12 protein-coding genes are annotated in these 15,454 nt (G+C 67.3%); 1 reads left to right on the plus strand and 11 read right to left on the minus strand.

Annotated features, from left to right (window positions below):
• Window position 1: 1 nt before the first annotated feature.
• Complete coding sequence (locus tag KW832_RS13885; protein WP_218300423.1) at window positions 2–2,647, minus strand: circularly permuted type 2 ATP-grasp protein; 2,646 nt, start codon at window positions 2,645–2,647, stop codon at window positions 2–4.
• Window positions 2,648–2,807: 160 nt separating this feature from the next.
• Window positions 2,808–6,305 (minus strand): DUF2126 domain-containing protein, encoded by a 3,498-nt coding sequence (locus KW832_RS13890; protein ID WP_218300424.1) that lies wholly within the window; start codon window positions 6,303–6,305, stop codon window positions 2,808–2,810.
• 161 nt (window positions 6,306–6,466) lie between these two features.
• Here KW832_RS13890 and KW832_RS13895 point away from each other — a divergent pair, with 161 nt between their 5' ends.
• Window positions 6,467–7,189: an alpha/beta fold hydrolase gene (locus tag KW832_RS13895; protein ID WP_218300425.1), complete on the plus strand. Its 723-nt coding sequence runs from the start codon at window positions 6,467–6,469 to the stop codon at window positions 7,187–7,189.
• A 171-nt stretch (window positions 7,190–7,360) separates the two neighbouring features.
• On the opposite strand, the gene KW832_RS13900 is transcribed toward KW832_RS13895, so the two are convergent.
• The 9 genes from KW832_RS13900 to KW832_RS13940 all read right to left on the minus strand — a co-directional run bounded on the left by KW832_RS13900 (window position 7,361) and on the right by KW832_RS13940 (window position 15,394).
• Complete coding sequence (locus tag KW832_RS13900) at window positions 7,361–8,746, minus strand: FAD-binding oxidoreductase (RefSeq protein ID WP_218300426.1); 1,386 nt, start codon at window positions 8,744–8,746, stop codon at window positions 7,361–7,363.
• 101 nt (window positions 8,747–8,847) lie between these two features.
• Entirely contained in the window at window positions 8,848–9,768 is a 921-nt protein-coding gene (locus KW832_RS13905; protein WP_082565090.1) for an ABC transporter permease, read from the minus strand.
• Entirely contained in the window at window positions 9,765–10,607 is an 843-nt protein-coding gene (locus tag KW832_RS13910) for an ABC transporter ATP-binding protein (RefSeq protein WP_255577755.1), read from the minus strand. The genes KW832_RS13905 and KW832_RS13910 overlap by 4 nt, the downstream gene beginning before the upstream one ends.
• A 70-nt stretch (window positions 10,608–10,677) precedes the next feature.
• Window positions 10,678–11,676 (minus strand): ABC transporter substrate-binding protein, encoded by a 999-nt coding sequence (locus KW832_RS13915; RefSeq protein ID WP_218300427.1) that lies wholly within the window; start codon window positions 11,674–11,676, stop codon window positions 10,678–10,680.
• An 86-nt stretch (window positions 11,677–11,762) separates the two neighbouring features.
• On the minus strand, window positions 11,763–12,626 hold the full coding sequence (locus tag KW832_RS13920; protein WP_218300428.1) for a creatininase family protein: 864 nt from the start codon (window positions 12,624–12,626) through the stop codon (window positions 11,763–11,765).
• 29 nt (window positions 12,627–12,655) lie between these two features.
• The gene (locus tag KW832_RS13925; RefSeq protein ID WP_218300429.1) at window positions 12,656–13,132 is read right to left on the minus strand and encodes a RidA family protein; all 477 of its coding nucleotides are present in this window, start codon (window positions 13,130–13,132) and stop codon (window positions 12,656–12,658) included.
• Window positions 13,129–14,448 carry an amidohydrolase family protein gene (locus KW832_RS13930; RefSeq protein ID WP_218300430.1) on the minus strand — a complete coding sequence of 440 codons (1,320 nt, stop codon included), beginning with the start codon at window positions 14,446–14,448 and terminating at the stop codon, window positions 13,129–13,131. Before KW832_RS13930 ends, KW832_RS13925 begins: the two co-directional genes overlap by 4 nt.
• Before the next feature lie 23 nt (window positions 14,449–14,471).
• Window positions 14,472–15,059, minus strand: coding sequence for an NAD(P)H-dependent oxidoreductase (locus KW832_RS13935; protein ID WP_218300431.1), 588 nt, complete (start codon window positions 15,057–15,059; stop codon window positions 14,472–14,474).
• A 32-nt stretch (window positions 15,060–15,091) separates the two neighbouring features.
• Window positions 15,092–15,394, minus strand: a complete 303-nt coding sequence (locus tag KW832_RS13940) for a 2Fe-2S iron-sulfur cluster binding domain-containing protein (protein WP_209817392.1) — start codon at window positions 15,392–15,394, stop codon at window positions 15,092–15,094.
• Between the last annotated feature and the right edge of the window lie 60 nt (window positions 15,395–15,454).

A 15,454-nucleotide genomic window follows, 5' to 3' on the forward strand; every position in this document is an offset into this window, starting at 1 on the left:
GTCAAGCTCCTACGCTGTGCCGAAGTGCATCCGCCGAATGCGTGAAGTAGCGCGTGGCCAGCACATCCGACAAGCCCATCACGCCCCGCACACACCGGCCCAGATATTCCTCCAGAGCGGCATGGCGCCCCTCGGCATCCTGTGCGCACAGGGCCACCAGCGACAGGTCGGACGCCTCAGGGATGCCCGTGGCGGCGGATTCGCCGGGCGTGCCCGCGGCCGCTTCGATCTTGGCAATGCGCCCGCGCAGCGTCTGCGCGACCCAGGCCAGCGAGCGGGGGTTGTCGCGGTCGATCACCAGCAGGTCCAGCAGGGCGGGCATGTCGCGCCGCTGCTGGTACTGCGCGTGGAAGGTGATGGTGCTGTCAAACAGCGCCACCATGGCCTCGAAGCCGCCTTCATCGTGCACGGCGCCGGTCTGCAGGCCGCTTTCCAGCGCCGAGGCCAGAAAGCCCAGGCGCTCCAGATGGCGCCCGATGGACAGCAGGCGCCAGCCGTCGTCGCGGGTCATACGGTCGGTCTGCTGGCCCGTCATGGCTGCGGTGTGGCCGCTCAGCCCTTCCAGCTGGCGCAGCGCGTCCAGCGGCGAATAGTCGCCGTCGTCTTCGGCTCCTGTACGGGGCGCAAAAAACTCCGCCTCGGCGCGCACGATGAGGTTCCAGTGTTCCTGCGACAAACGGTCGCGCACGGCCGAGGCTGCACCCAGGATGCCGCGCAGGTTGTAGCCCACGCTGGTCACCTGCGCGGGCTGCGTCAGCCCGGCGATCAGCGAGCGCTCAAACACGCGCCGTGCTTGCCCGGCCGCAGGCACGGTCGGCAGCACCAGCCCCTGGCTCACGCCCATGGCGCTCAGCCAGGTCAGCAGCGGCTGCGAGGTCTGGTCCTCCCCATTGAGGCATTGCAGCGTGATGCGCGCCAGGCGCGTGACGTTCTCGGTGCGCTCGGTGTAGCGGCCCAGCCAGAACAGGTTTTCGGCCGCGCGGCTGGTCACCTGGCGGCTGCGGTGCACCACGGCGGGCGCGGCCTGGTTGTGGGCCAGCAGCGTGGTGGTGTCCACGGGGCCATCGGTCTGCACCCACACATCGGCACTGCTGCCGCCGCGCTGCATCGACGTGATGCCGCTGTCGCCCTGGGCCAGGCGGGCCAGCCCGCCCGGCAACACGCGCCACGAGCCGGGGCCGTCGCACACCGCAAACACGCGCAGCATCACCGAGCGGGGGGCGATGGGGCCGCTGTCCTGGCCCGCACCCTCAGCGGCTTCACTGCGCCAGGTGGGCATTTGCGACAGCGGCAGGTGGGCCTGCACGGTGTATTCATCGCCCTGCGCTTCGATGCGAGCGGACCACTGCGCCAGGTCTTGCGCCGACAGCGCACCGCCCAGCACGGGCACGCGCTGCGCCATGGGCCAGGTGGGGCGGATCACGCTGTGCGCGAGCTGCGGCAGCACCGCCTGCATGGCCGAGCGCTCGCCACACCACCAGGTGGGCAGCGACGGCAGGGCCAGCTCTTCGCCCAGCAGGTGGCGCGACAGGGCAGGCATGAAGCCCAGCAGCGCCGATGATTCGAGGAACGCCGAGCCCGGCGCATTGGCCACCAGCACGTTGCCCGCGCGGATGGCCTGCAGCAGGCCAGGCACGCCCAGGCGCGAGTCGCTGCGCAGCTCCAGTGGGTCCAGAAACTCGTCGTCCAGGCGCTTGAGGATGCCGTGCACCGGCTGCAGGCCGTGCAGCGTCTTGAGGTACAGGCGCGCGTCGCGCACGGTGAGGTCGTTGCCTTCGACCAGCGTGAGGCCCAGGTAGCGCGCCAGGTAGGCGTGCTCGAAGTAGGTCTCGTTGTACGGGCCGGGTGTGAGCAGCACGATGCGTGCATCCGCTCCCGCAGGGCTCATCTGCCGCAGCCCGTCGAGCAGCGCGCGGTAGGTGGCGGCCAAGCGCTGCACATGCATCTGGCTGAACGCCTCGGGGAACAGGCGCGAGATGAGCAGCCGGTTCTCCAGTAAATACCCCAGGCCTGAGGGCGCCTGCGTGCGCTGCGTCACCACCCACCAGTCGCCCTGCGCATCGCGCGCCATGTCGAACGCCGCGATGTGCAAATGGGTGCCGCCCACGGGCTGCACGCCATGCATGGCGCGCAGGTAGCCCGGGTGGCCCTGCACCAGCGCGCTGGGCAGCAGGCCTTTGCGCAGCAGCTCCTGCGGGCCATACACGTCGGCCATCACGCGGTTGAGCAGGCGCGCGCGTTGCAGCACGCCGCGCTCGATGTGTGCCCAGTCGCCCTGCGAGAGGATCAGCGGAAACAGGTCCACCGACCAGGGCCGCTGCGGGCCGTCGGCGTCGGCATAGACGTTGTAGGTGATGCCGTTGTCGCGCACCTGGCGCTGCAGGCTCTGCATGCGCCGGTCCAGGTCCTGGAAGCCCTCGGGCCCTAATTGATCAAAGAATTGGCCCCAGGCGCTAGTGATATCTGGCTTGTTTGCTATTGATTTGGGAGTGGTTGATGCAGTGGCAGCGCCGGGGGCGTCCGCCACGCTGGCACCCCGCAACTCGTCAAAATGCCCGGCCGCCGCAGCAGGCGCCAGTGCAGCCGCCAACTGGGCTGCGCTGTCAGAAGGGTCGGGGGTGGGGAGGCTGTCGTTGAGGTGGTTCACTGCGCTCGATTTTCGGGCATTTGGTCGACAACACTCTGCGGGTAACCCGCACCGTCGAAACTGGCGGGGCCGATGCCAGAGACGCCAAGCAAGGGCCGCCCTGCAGCAAGGGCGTCGTCCCCCTGGGCGGAAGGCGCGCAGCGACTCAAGGGGGGCTTCTCTACCTCCGCATCTTTCGCCGCAGATCCAGTGTGAACGGAAACTCCCGGCTGCCCGGCAGTTCAATCGTCGCAGGCGGCACCGCCAGCTTGCCCGGCGTGTGGCCCATGCGCGAGAAGCGCGCCAGGCGGCGGCTTTCGGCCTCGTACGCGTTGACCGGGAAGGTGTCGTAATTGCGCCCGCCCGGGTGCGCCACGTGGTACTGGCAGCCGCCCAGCGAGCGGTTCATCCAGGTGTCCACGATGTCGAACGTGAGTGGCGCATGGGCGCCAATGGTCGGGTGCAGGGCCGAGGGCGGGTTCCAGGCCTTGTAGCGCACACCGGCCACAAACTCGCCGGTGGTGCCGGTGCTTTGCAGCGGCAGCGGCTGGCCGTTGACGGTGACCACATGGCGGCTTTCGTTCATGCCCGTCACGCGCACCTCGATGCGCTCCAGCGACGAGTCCACATAGCGCACGGTGCCCCCGGCGGAGCCTTCCTCGCCCATCACATGCCAGGGCTCCAGCGCGTTGCGCAGGGTCAGCTCCACACCCATCGATTGGACGGTGCCGACCATGGGGAAGCGGAACTCGAACTGCGGTGCAAACCAGGCCGCGTCAAACGCGTAGCCTGCGGCGTTCATCTCGGCCACCACGTCGTGCATGTCCTGCTGGATGAAGGTGGGCAGCATCCAGCGGTCGTGCAGCTCGGTGCCCCAGCGGGCGGCGGGCGCGCGGTAGGGCGCCTTCCAGAAGCGGGCGATCAGGGCGCGCAGCAGCAGCTGCTGCACCACGCTCATGTGGGCGTGGGGCGGCATCTCGAACGCGCGCAACTCCAGCAGGCCCAGCCGGCCGGTGCTGCTGTCGGGCGAGAACATCTTGTCGATGGAAAACTCGCTGCGGTGCGTGTTGCCCGTCACGTCCACCAGGATGTTGCGCAGTGTGCGATCCACCAGCCAGGGCGGCATGTCCTGGCCATAGGTTGCGCGGTTGGTTTCGATCTCGCGCAGTGCAATCTCCAGCTCATACAGCTGGTCGTTGCGCGCCTCGTCCACGCGCGGCGACTGGCTGGTGGGGCCGATGAACAGGCCGCTGAACAGGTAGCTCAGGCTGGGGTGGTTGTGCCAGTACAGCAGCAGGCTGGCCAGCAACTCGGGCTTGCGCAAGAACGGCGAGTCGGCCGGTGTGGCGCCGCCCATCACAAAGTGGTTGCCGCCACCGGTGCCGGTGTGGCGCCCATCGGTCATGAACTTCTCGGCCGACAGGCGCGTCTCCCACGCGGCCTGGTACAGAAACTCGGTGTGCTGCACCAGCTCCTTCCAATGGCTGGCGGGGTGGATGTTCACTTCGATCACGCCCGGGTCGGGCGTGACTGCCAGCACCTTCAGGCGTGCGTCGCGCGGGGGCGGGTAGCCTTCGAGCACGATCTTCATGCCCAGCTCTTCGGCCGTGGCTTCGATGGCGGCCAGCAGGTCCAGGTAATCATGGAGGCGCGACAGCGGCGGCATGAAGACATAGAGCACGCCGTACTTTTCGCCCACCTTCTCGGCCTTAGGGCCGCTGGCGCGGCGCGGGTCGCGCACCTCCACGCACAGGGCGGTGCGTGACAGGCCTGCGGCCGACTGGAACTTGCCCGGGGGCTGCACGCCCGCATGGGGGTCGGGCTGCCCTGCCTGGCGCGCGTGGTCGCCGCCCGCAGTGCCTTGCGCCATGCGGCGTGCCTCGCCCGGTGCGGTGGCGCCTGCCAGGTAGGGCAGGTCGCGGTCGCCAGTGACCGGGCCTGCTGGCACGGAATATCGCGCCCGCAGCGTGGTGGCAGCGGCGAGCGGGCTCTGGGGCGCGGTCGGGTCTTGCGGGATCAGGTGCTCGGTGTCCGATGCCTTCACCCAGGGCAGGGCGTCCAGCGGCAGGCGGTAGCCCATGGGCGAATCGCCGGGGATGAGCAGCATGCGGTCGTCGCGGAAGAACCACGGCCCGGTACTCCACACGCTGCCCGCCAGCGTGCCCGCGCCTTCGCCTGCCTGCAGCGGCAGCACATAGCCCACCACGCTGTCGAGCTTTTGCTCGAACACGCGGCGCAGGCGTGCGCGCTCCAGCTCATCGTCCAGGCGCGCATCAAACGGGTCCACATTGACCGGCAGGCGCCGCTCGCGCCACAGGTAGTAGAAGGTGTCTTCGTAACCGGGCTGGATGTAGCGGTCCGTCACGCCCAGCTTGCGCGTGAGGTGGCGCACAAAACGCTCGGCGTCGGCGCTGGTGTAGTGCGAGGGGTTGCGTTCGTCAGCAAAAAGCGCGGGGTTCTGCCACGCGGGCTGGCCGTCGGCGCGCCAGCAGATGGACAGCGCCCAGCGCGGCAGCTGCTCACCCGGGTACCACTTGCCCTGGCCAAAGTGCAGGAAGCCGCCCTGTCCATATTCGGCACGCAGCTTGTGCGTGAGTTCGGTGGCAAAGCCGCGTTTGGTGGGGCCCAGCGCGTCGGTGTTCCACTCGGGCGCGTCGCGGTCGCCCACGGCCACAAAGGTGGGCTCGCCGCCCATCGTCAGCCGCACGTCGCCCGCCACCAGGTCGGCGTCCACCTGCTCGCCCAGCGCCAGCACGGCCTGCCACTGGTCTTCGGTGTAGGGCTTGGTCACGCGGGGCGATTCATAGATGCGCGTGACGCGCATCTCATGGCTGAACTCCACCTCGGCCTTGTCCACGCCGCCTTCAATCGGCGCGGCGCCCGAGGGCTGGGGTGTGCAAGCGAGCGGGATGTGGCCCTCGCCCGCCATCAGGCCGCTGGTGGCATCCAGGCCGATCCAGCCTGCGCCGGGCAGGTAGACCTCGCACCAGGCGTGCAGGTCGGTGAAGTCGTGGTCGGTGCCGCTGGGGCCATCGAGCGCCTTCACATCGGGCGTGAGCTGGATCAGGTAGCCCGACACAAACCGCGCCGCCAGCCCCAGGTGGCGCAGCAGCTGCACCAGCAGCCAGCCCGAGTCGCGGCACGAGCCGCTGGCCTTTTGCAGCGTTTCCTCGGGTGTCTGCACGCCGGGCTCCAGGCGGATCAGGTAGCGGATGTCTTGCGAGACCTGCTGGTTGAGCTTGACCAGGAAATCGATGGTGCGCTGCTTGCTGCGGTCCACCTTGTCCAGATAGGCCTGCACCAGCGGTGTCATCGGGTCGGTGGCCAGGTAGGGCGCCAGCTCTTGCTGCACATCGCTGCTGTACTTGAAAGGGATGTTCTCGGCCTCGGGCTCCAGGAAGAAGTCGAAGGGGTTGTACACCGCCATTTCCACCACCAGGTCCACCGTGACCTTGAACTCGCGCGTCTTCTCGGGGAAGACCAGCCGCGCCTGGTAGTTGGCAAACGGGTCCTGCTGCCAATTGATGAAGTGCTGTGCAGGCTCGACCTTGAGCGAATACGAAATCACATTGCTGCGGCAGTGGGGCGCGGGCCGCAATCGGATGGTCTGCGGCCCGAGGCCTACCAGCCGGTCGTATTGGTAATGCGTGACGTGGTGGAGCGCGGCGTGGATAGGCATATGCAGGCCATGCTAGCAAGTCCCGAGCCATCGCGGGCAACTATTCCGGGGGCGGTGACAAGCGGTCATCGGCTGTTCACAATGTGCGGTCCGTACCCCGCTGCTGGGGCTGTCTCTCTTTCGCTTATCGCGCACCAACTTGGTGATGCCCTGATTCACCCATGTCCCATTCCCCCCAACTACTGCTCCTGCCGGGCCTGGCCGCCGATGAACGCATGTGGCGCGGCGTGCTGCCGCTGCTGCCCGCCGCGCTGCGCCCCGAGGTCGCCACCGCCCACCAGGATGTGGGTCTGCACACCATCGAGGACTTTGCCGCCCGGCTGCTGGCACAGCACGCGGGGCCACTGGTGCTGGCCGGTGCATCGATGGGCGGCATGATCGCCATGGAAGCCGCGCGCCAAGCGCCGCAGCGTGTGGCCGGGCTCGCGCTGCTGGGCACCACCGCGCGGCCCGAGACGCCGGATATGCGGGCGCTGCGCGAAGCCGCTATCGAACTCTTTGAACAAGGCCGCCTGCGCGAAGTGATCGAGCCCAACGTGGCCTTTGCCTTTCATCCTGACAACGCCACGCGGCCTGAGCTGGTGCAGGCCTATCTCGACTTTGTGCTGGACGCAGGCGCCTCCCACCTGGTTCGCCAGAACCGCGCCGTCATCCATCGGCCCGATGCCCGCCAGCACCTGCCCGGCGTGGCCTGCCCGGTGCTGGTGGTATGCGGCGAGGCTGACCAGCTCACGCCGCCCGAATGTTCGGCTGAGATTGCGGCGCTGGTGCCCGGTGCTGAGCACCACCTCTTGCCGGACAGCGGCCACATGCTGACCATGGAGCAACCTGAAACGGTGACACGGCTGCTGGTGCAGTGGTTGGCGCGCAGCGGATGGATCTGACCTGAGCTTCCTTCCTCTCGCCTTGTGGACGAGGGCGCAGTGGTGGGCGGGATGGACTTAGAGCGGCTCAAAAAACTCAGCGAAGCGGCCATCCCTAGGCGTTCGGCCTCAGGCAGTACAAGGAGTACGGCAAGGTGGGACAACGACGCCAGGGAAGTTTGTGAGGCGCTCTCAGGCAGTTTGTCGCGCTGGCTTTGTCTCGGGCGCCAATTGTGTTGCCGCATACCAGCTGCGCAGCTTGCCGGGGTTGAGCAGGCCCTGCGGGTCGAAGCGGCGCTTCATGCCCACCACGGCCGGGTCTAGGTGGTTCTGCTTGCCGTCTTCCACGATGTATACGTGCGGGTTGTTGATCTGCACGCCGTGGTCGCGGTAGATCTGCATGATCTGGTTCAGGCGCTCCTCGGTGGTGTAGCGGATGATCTGCAGCCCGCTGCAGTTGAAGGCGCCTTCCTTGGTGCGCAAGAACTCCAGGTGCATCATGACCTCGCCCTTCAGCGCAGCCTCCAGTGCCTTCACCTGCTTGAGGCGGTGCATGGGGTTGAAGCCGCTCTGGATGTAGGTCAGGCCCTTGTCCACCTTGAGGGCGTGCAGGGTGGTGTGGTTCCAGGTGTATTCGAGCAGCGTCTTGTGGCTGCCGGCCACTTCGTCGGCGGTCTTGCGGTAGGTAATCTGGCCGCCGTGCTGAGCCACCATATCGCGCATGCCGGCTTCGGAGTGCGGGGCTACCAGCATCAGCACCGCGTGCTGGTCGACGGGCAAGTGCTCGGCCAGGCTGGTGAAGTATTGCGGGATGGGTGCGGCCAGAAAACACACCTCTTTTTTCTCCAGCCCGGGGGCGCTGCCAAAGCGGTCGGCGAATTCCAGCGCGTCGTCAAACTTGTCGAAGGTAGCGATGCATTCGGTCCACTCCACGGCCGGGGCCAGGGCCACTTCCAGCTCCAGCACGATGCCGTTGGTGCCGTAGGTGTGGTGCAGCAGCATGGCTTCGGGGCCGTGCAGTTCGATGATCTGCGGTTCGGGCTCCACCGTCATCGCACGCACGGCCAGCACGTTGCCAGGCGCGGCCAGCGGGCCGTGGTTGATGGAGCCTGCCCCCCCAAAGCCGCCGCCAAACAGCCCGCCCAGCGTGGCGCTGCGGTAGGTGCTGGGCAGCCAGCGCAGCTCTTGCCCGTGGGGCTTGGCCTGCGCGTCAAAGTCTGCCAGCCGGATACCCGACTGCGCGCGGCCCACGCCGCCGCGCACCCAGCCAAAGCCGTTGTAGCCCGACAGGTCCAGGATCACGCCGCCGTACAGCGGTGTGCTCTGCCCGTAGTTGCCGGTGCCGCTGCCGCGCACGGTGAGGGGGATGCCCGCGCTGGCGCATGCGGCCACCACCTGGCGGATTTCTTCTTCGGTGCGTGGGCGCACGGCGATGTCGCCACGCTTGCCCGCCAGGTCGCGTTTGAGCACAGGGCTGAACCAGGCAAAGTCCTGTGAGAGGCGGCCCACGCGCAGCGGGTCGGCGATCCAGTCGAGGTCGGGCAGCAGGTCGGGCAGTTGATGGGCGGTGGTGGTCATGTCGGTATCTCCTTGGCCGCTGGTGGCCGTTTTGGGCAAAAGGAAGCCCTTGCCGCGCGCCAGTGGCTGCGCGCGGTGTGTTGGCGATGGGGTTGAAAGGGCTAGTCGTGCGACGTTTCGCTGGCGTGCCAGCCGCCCAGGGCGACACGGGTGAGCCAGGCCATCAGCACGAACAAGGCGACGCCAGTGAGCGAAATCAGCAGCAGTGCAGCAAACATGCGCGGGATGTTGAGCTGAAAGCCGGCCTGCAGAATCTGGTACGCCAGCCCCGCACCCTGGCCCCCGGTGCCCGCCACAAACTCCGCCACCACGGCGCCGATGAGCGCCAGGCCGCTGGAAATGCGCAGCCCGCCAAAAAAGTAGGGCAGCGCGCTCGGGATGCGCAGGCGCAGCAGCGTCTGCAGCCGCGTGGCGCGGTTGAGCTGGAAGTAGCTTTGCAGGTCAGGCTCCACGCTGCGCAAACCCAGCGTGGTGTTGCTGATGATGGGGAACAGGGCGACCAGTGCGGCGCAGATCACCATGGACGCGGTCGGGTCCTTCACCCAGATGATGATGAGCGGCGCCACGGCCACGATGGGCGTGACCTGCAGCAGCACGGCGTAGGGGAAGAGCGCGGTCTCGATGCGTTTGCTCTGCACAAACAGGAACGAGATGAGCACACCCGCCACGGTGGCCACCACAAAGGCCAGCACCGTGATCTTGACGGTGACCCACAGCGAGCCGCCCAGGGCGGCCCAGTCGGTGAACAGCGTCTTCATCATCAGGATGGGCGAGGGCACCAGGTAGGGTGGCAGCTCCATGGCCGTGACCAGCCCCTGCCACAGCGCGATCAGCACCAGGCCGACCAGCACGGGGTAGACCACGCGCTGCACGCGGGGTTGGGCCATGAGCGGCGGGCGTTTGGGTGTGGCCTTGGCGGCAGGTTTGGCAGCGACTGCTGCGGGCGCTGAGCGCGGGGCGGCTGCCGGGTGGGCGGTGACCACGGGCGACGCCATCGGTGCGGAAGGGAAAGGGGTGCTCATGCCACGGTCTCCTCGGTGTCCACGCTGGCGCGCAGCAGGCTGTCTTGCAGCAGCTTGGCGTAGCGGCTGAATTCGGGCGACACCATGAAGTCGGCCGTGCGGGGGTAGGGCGCGTCGATGCAGAACTCTTCGACCACGCGGCCGGGACGCGCGGCCATCATGACCACGCGGCTGGAGAGGAACACCGCCTCGTGGATCGAGTGCGTCACAAAGATCACAGTGAGCTTCTTCTTGCGCCACAGATCCAGCAGGTCGGCGTCGAGCTTGTGGCGCGTGATTTCGTCGAGTGCGCCAAAGGGCTCGTCCATCAGCAGCAGGTCGGGCTGGGTGACCAGGCCGCGCGCAATCGACACGCGCATCTGCATGCCGCCGGACAGCGCGCGGGGCAGCGCATGGGCAAATTTCGACAACCCCACCAGAGCCAGCGCCTCGGTCACGCGGGCATCGGCCTCTGCACGCGGCACGCCCGCCAGGTCCAGTGGCAGACGCACATTGGTCTGCACACTGGCCCAGGGCATGAGCGTGGGCGACTGGAAGACAAACGCCATCTTCTTGCCGCTTTCGTCCAGCTGCGCCACGGGCTTGCGCCACAGGTGCAGGCGGCCGTCGGTGGGCTCCAGCAGGCCCGCCACCATTTTCAGCAGCGTGCTCTTGCCGCAACCCGAGGGGCCGAGCAGGGTGACGAATTCGCCTTCCTCAATGGTCAGGTCCACCGGCAGCAGTGCCTGGGTGCCGTTGGGGTAGGTTTTCTCGGCGGATAGCACCTCCACGGCGGGCGTGGAATGGGTTATTGGTGCGTGGGCGTGTGCCAGCGGCGGAGAGTCAGCAGGGGATGTCATGGTCGCCTTTCGATGGACGCGGCCGGGCGGAACGGGTGACGCACCGGCCGTTGTTTCAGGGCAGCAGGTCTCAGGGCAGGACTTTGAGGTCTTTGACGAACGACGTGGTGTACGTGTCGGCCAGCTTGACCTTGGAGGGGTCGATGAGCTTGGCGTCCACCAGGAAGTCGTAGCTCGCCTTGGCGCGGGCGTCGGTCATGATGCCGATGCCCATGGTGGTTGCGTCGCCACCCGTGGCCATGCCCATTTCCTTGAGCTTGGCCACGCTGTAGGCGAGCTGCTCGTCGCTCATGTTGGGGTTGTCTTTCTTGATGAGCGCGTTGGCGGGGGCCGGGTCGGCGAGGTAGCTCTTCCAGCCTTCCATCGACGCCTTCACGAACGAGGCCACGGCGGCGCTGCGGTCCTTTACTGTCTTTTCCATGCACGAGATGGTGGTGGCGTAGGCGGGGTAGCCCTGGTCGCTGAACATCAGCGTGTTGGCCTTGACTCCCGCCTTGGCAATCGCAAACGGCTCGGATGTCAGGTAGCCCTGCTGGGCGGTGTTCTTGTCGGCCACGAAGGGCTGGATGTTGAAGGTGTAGGGGCGGGTCTGCGAATCGGTGAAGCCGTACTTGGCCTTGAGCCAGGGCCAGTAGCCGCGCTGGGCCGACGAGGCGATCAGGATGGTCTTGCCCTTGAGGTCTTCGAACTTCTTCACGTCCTCGTGGGCGATGAGCACCTGCGGGTCCTTCTGGAACACGGCCGCCACGTTGACCACGGGCACGCCGCCTTCACGCATCTGGATCATCTGCAGGTCGCTCGACCCCATCACGCATTCGGCCTGGCCGGCGGCCATCATCTGCACGATGTTGACCTGCGGGCCGCCCATCTTGATGGTCACATCCAGCCCGTACTTTTTGTACAGGCCCGTAGCCACCGCCTGGTAGAAGCCGCCATGCTCGGCCTGCGCGTACCAGTTGGTCATGTAGGTGAACTTTTCCTGCGCGTGGGCCTGCATGGTGCCGACGGCACCAACAGCGAGCAGCACGGCTGCACCAAGTTTGGAAAGGCGGGAGGCGGTCTTCATCATGGTGGTACTCCGGTAGGGTGGTGGAGGTGGAACGAAGGGACAACGAAGGGGAAGGCGAAAAGGTTTTGCGGTGGCGTTCGCAGGTTTCAGGCCAGTGCGGACGGGTGCTCGATGTGGCCGGTGTGATGGGCGCGGCCCCAGGTGGGCTCAGCGCGCGGTGCCCACTGCAGCTTGTGCAGCTCGGTGATGGCGGCGGCCCAGCTCACGGCCAGCGAGTCGAGGATGGCGTGGCCCTGCTCGGCCGTGGCGGGCAGCGGGTCGCCAATGATTCCGCTGGGGCCGAAGTCGCGCGCACTCCAGGCGCAGGCCGGGCGGCCGTCGGGTGAGAGCAGGGGCGAATCAAAAACGGGCGGGTAGTTGACTACCGCACGCTCCATGTGCACGGTGTCGGGGGCCAGCGCCAGCATCAGTGCGGTTTCGCCATGACCGGCGTGCATGGCCAGGCGTTTTTCCTTGTCGGAGAGGAACTTGCCCGCCACATGCGGCACCCGCCAGGTGAAGCTGGGCACCACGATGAAGTCGCCATGGCGCAGGCGCAGCTCGCGCGCGCACATCTCCATCACCTGCGGCTGACCGCCGTGGCCGTTGACGAACAGCAGCTTGCGAAAACCCGCGCGGTAGACCGACTCACCCACCTCGTTCATGGTGGCCAGCAGGGTCTCGCCGCTCAGCGTGACCGTGCCGGGGAAGTGCAGGTGCTCTTCGGACTTTCCGTAGGTGATGGGGGCCATCGCAAACGCAGGCACATCATCCGGCAGGCGCGCCAGTGCATGGCCCACCACGCCCGCGCTGATCACCGTGTCCACCGCACACGGCAGGTGCGGGCCGTGTTGCTCGGTGGCTCCGGTGGGCAGCACGATGACGGTGTTTTCCTTGTCTGGCAGGTCGGCGATCTCGGTCCAGCTCAGGTAGGGCAGGTAGCGGTGGGGCGGGTTGTAGCCGTGCAGCATGGGTGGTTCTTTCGTGAAGGAAGGCGTTGTCAGCGCAAGGGGAGGTAGGCCGTGGCCTCCACCTCGATGAGGATGTCGGGCGTGGGCAACATGCCGCTCACTTCCACTACGGTGGATGCGGGGGGCTCACCGGGGAAGAACAGCTTGCGCACGCGGCTGTACTGCGGGAAGTGGTCCAGGTTCTTGAAGTACTGCACCAGCTTGAACACGTCGGACATCTGGCCGCCTGCGGCCTCGATGGTCTGGCGGATGCGGTCCAGCACATACCAGCTCTGCGCGAGGATGGGGCCCTCCTTGATGTCGCTGCTGAACTCGCCCGTGCGGCCAATCAGCGTAGCGGCCTCATGCGGGATGTCGTCGTAGCCGCGCACGATGCGGCTAGCGGCAGGGTCCACGGCGATGATCCCGCTCAGGTAGATGAAGTCGCCTGCGCGGCGCCACGCGGCGTAGCGGGCCAGGGGCTGGGCGATACCTGGCGCAGGTACGGGCGCAGATGTGGGGCTCATGCGAGGCTCCTTGCGGATTGGGTGGTTGGCACATGCCAGGCAGCCGGTGCATGGCCGCTGGCGACGCGGCCCTGGCGTAGCACCACACGGCTTTGTGCGCGCGATGGAAAGCCCCAGTGGTCGGCCTGCGTGAAGACCAGCAGGTCAGCCAAAGTGCCAGGCTGCAGCGGCAGCGCCGTGGTGCCAGTGCGGCCGGTGCGCAGCCAGTCGGTACGGCACAGCGATTCGCTCCATTGGTCGAAAGGTGCATCCAGCTGCGCAGCCAGAACGCCCGTGGCCAGGGCTTCCAGCGGGTCGAAGCTGCCCACGGGGCAGAACGGGTCTTGCACGTTGTCACTGGCGACCAGCACCGGGATGCCACGTGCACGGGCTTCCTTCACCAGCGTCAGGCCACGCTGGCGCGGTGTGCGGCCGGTGGTGGCGTCCTGCAGCAGCAGGTTGGTGATGGGCAGCGTGACCAGCGTGATCGGGCTTTGTGCCACCGCGTCGAGCGTGGCAAGGGCCGTGGCCTCGTCCTGTGCGGCCAGGGCGCAGGTGTGGCCGCAGACCACATGGCCTTCAAAGCGCAGTTCCTTGACCAGTGCGGCCGTGGTCGCCAAGCCCTGGGCGCCGGGGTGCAGTTCTTCGTCCACATGCAGGTCTACGTTCAGCCCGTGGTGTTGTGCGGCTTCCAACAGGTGGCGCAGCGCTTGCGGGTCCCAGTTGGTGGAGTGCACAAAGCCGCCCAGCAATGCGCCGGGGCCGCTGGCGGCCACGGTGGCGGCCAGCCGCAGGGCGGCGCTGCGGTCTGCGTACAGGTGCAAGGGGATCAGGCTCACACGCTCTAGCGTGATGCGGTCGGCCCAGTCGTGGGCCAGTGCGCGCAACACGTTCCAGGCCAGTGGCTGCGCGTCGGGCTCCCACCAGTCGCAGTGGGTGCGCAGGTGGACGGTGCCTGCGTCGTAGGCCCATTGCAGCGCGCGGCTGGCGCGGGCGTGGATGTCTGCTTCGGTCCAGCTTTGGCGATCCACCATCATGGCCTCGATGGCACCCAGCAGGCCGGGTTTGACCTCTCCCATGCGCGGCAGGGTGAAGGCCTTGTCCAGGTGGGTGTGCGCATCGACCAGGCCGGGCAGCACCAGCGCGCCTGCCACATCCCATACTGTGCCGTGTAGCGCAGGCTGGGTGCCGTGGGGCACCACCTGCACGATGCGGCCCTGGGCCAGGTGCAGGTCGGCCAGTGCGGGCTGGTGGCCCTGCTGCGGCCACGCAGAGGGCAGCAGCCAGCGCGGCAACCGGGCGCGCAGGATGTGGTCGGGGGTGTTGGATGCGTGCATGCCGTGGCCCTTAGAACGTGGTCTTATGCAAAGCGCGCCATCGCCTGGCCCACACGGGCCTTGAAGGCCGCCAGCCGGAGCGGTGTGGCCACGTTCATGTGGTAGTAGGCGTGGTAGTCCACCCGCGCCTTGCCGCCCGTGAGCAGGCGCATGTAGCGGGTGATGGACTTGCGTGGCGGGTCGCCCATGAACAGGGCCGTCCAGCGCGGGCGCCCGTAAGTGACCACAGCCGAGATGCGCTTGATGTGCGTGAGTGACGGCTTGACGTTGTGCGGGTCGCTGATGTCAAAGGCCACGCCGGGCATGAGCACGCGGTCGAAAAATCCCTTGAGCATCGCCGGCATGCCAAAGCACCAGGTGGGAAAGCAGAACACCACGGCTTCGGCCCAGAGCAGGCGGTCCACGTAGCCCTGCACGGGCAACTGGTTGCTGGGCACCTCGTGGTAGCCCAGGCGCTCTTCGCGTGTCATCACGGGGTTGAAGCCCTCGGCGTACAGGTCGCAATCGTCCACCTCGTGGCCCGCGCCGCGCAGCTGCTGCACCACCTCGGTGTGCAGTGCGGCGTTGTAGCTGGTCTCTACCGGGTGGCAATAGATCACGAGGATGCGCATGGCGGGTGTCCTTCGGGTTGTGGGGGATGGGCCTAGAGGTCCAGCGTGAGCGTGGCGCTGTGGCTGCGCGCGCAGCACACGGCGACGTGGGTGGCTTGCTCTGCAGCGCTCAGGCAGCTGTCGCGGTGGTCGGGCTCGCCGTCCAGCCAGCGGGTCACGCAGGTACCGCACACGCCCTGCTCGCACAGGGTTTCCAGCGGCACGCCAGCGAGCTGCAGCACGTCGGCCATGCTCTCGCCGGGGCCAACGGGCAAGCGCATCTGGCTGCGCTGCAGGATCAGCTCGAACGTGTGTTCTGTGCGGGTGGCGCTGGCGGTGTCAGGGGCTGTCTGCATTGTTTGACCATGTGATTTGATCGATTGGTCAAACTATTGCAATGGCTGTGCCAGCCACAG

Origin of the sequence: Acidovorax sp. sif0632 (assembly GCF_019218805.1) — a bacterium.
In the GTDB taxonomy this organism is placed as follows: Bacteria; Pseudomonadota; Gammaproteobacteria; order Burkholderiales; family Burkholderiaceae_C; genus Acidovorax; species Acidovorax facilis.

What these genes read in the sequence shown, in the direction of transcription:
- KW832_RS13890 (WP_218300424.1), bottom strand. Translation starts at nt 6,305, where the DNA reads ATGCCTATCCACGCCGCGCTCCACCACGTCACGCATTACCAATACGAC.
- KW832_RS13895 (WP_218300425.1), top strand. Translation starts at nt 6,467, where the DNA reads ATGTCCCATTCCCCCCAACTACTGCTCCTGCCGGGCCTGGCCGCCGAT.
- KW832_RS13900 (WP_218300426.1), bottom strand. Translation starts at nt 8,746, where the DNA reads ATGACCACCACCGCCCATCAACTGCCCGACCTGCTGCCCGACCTCGAC.
- KW832_RS13905 (WP_082565090.1), bottom strand. Translation starts at nt 9,768, where the DNA reads ATGAGCACCCCTTTCCCTTCCGCACCGATGGCGTCGCCCGTGGTCACC.
- KW832_RS13910 (WP_255577755.1), bottom strand. Translation starts at nt 10,607, where the DNA reads ATGACATCCCCTGCTGACTCTCCGCCGCTGGCACACGCCCACGCACCA.
- KW832_RS13915 (WP_218300427.1), bottom strand. Translation starts at nt 11,676, where the DNA reads ATGATGAAGACCGCCTCCCGCCTTTCCAAACTTGGTGCAGCCGTGCTG.
- KW832_RS13920 (WP_218300428.1), bottom strand. Translation starts at nt 12,626, where the DNA reads ATGCTGCACGGCTACAACCCGCCCCACCGCTACCTGCCCTACCTGAGC.
- KW832_RS13925 (WP_218300429.1), bottom strand. Translation starts at nt 13,132, where the DNA reads ATGAGCCCCACATCTGCGCCCGTACCTGCGCCAGGTATCGCCCAGCCC.
- KW832_RS13930 (WP_218300430.1), bottom strand. Translation starts at nt 14,448, where the DNA reads ATGCACGCATCCAACACCCCCGACCACATCCTGCGCGCCCGGTTGCCG.
- KW832_RS13935 (WP_218300431.1), bottom strand. Translation starts at nt 15,059, where the DNA reads ATGCGCATCCTCGTGATCTATTGCCACCCGGTAGAGACCAGCTACAAC.
- KW832_RS13940 (WP_209817392.1), bottom strand. Translation starts at nt 15,394, where the DNA reads ATGCAGACAGCCCCTGACACCGCCAGCGCCACCCGCACAGAACACACG.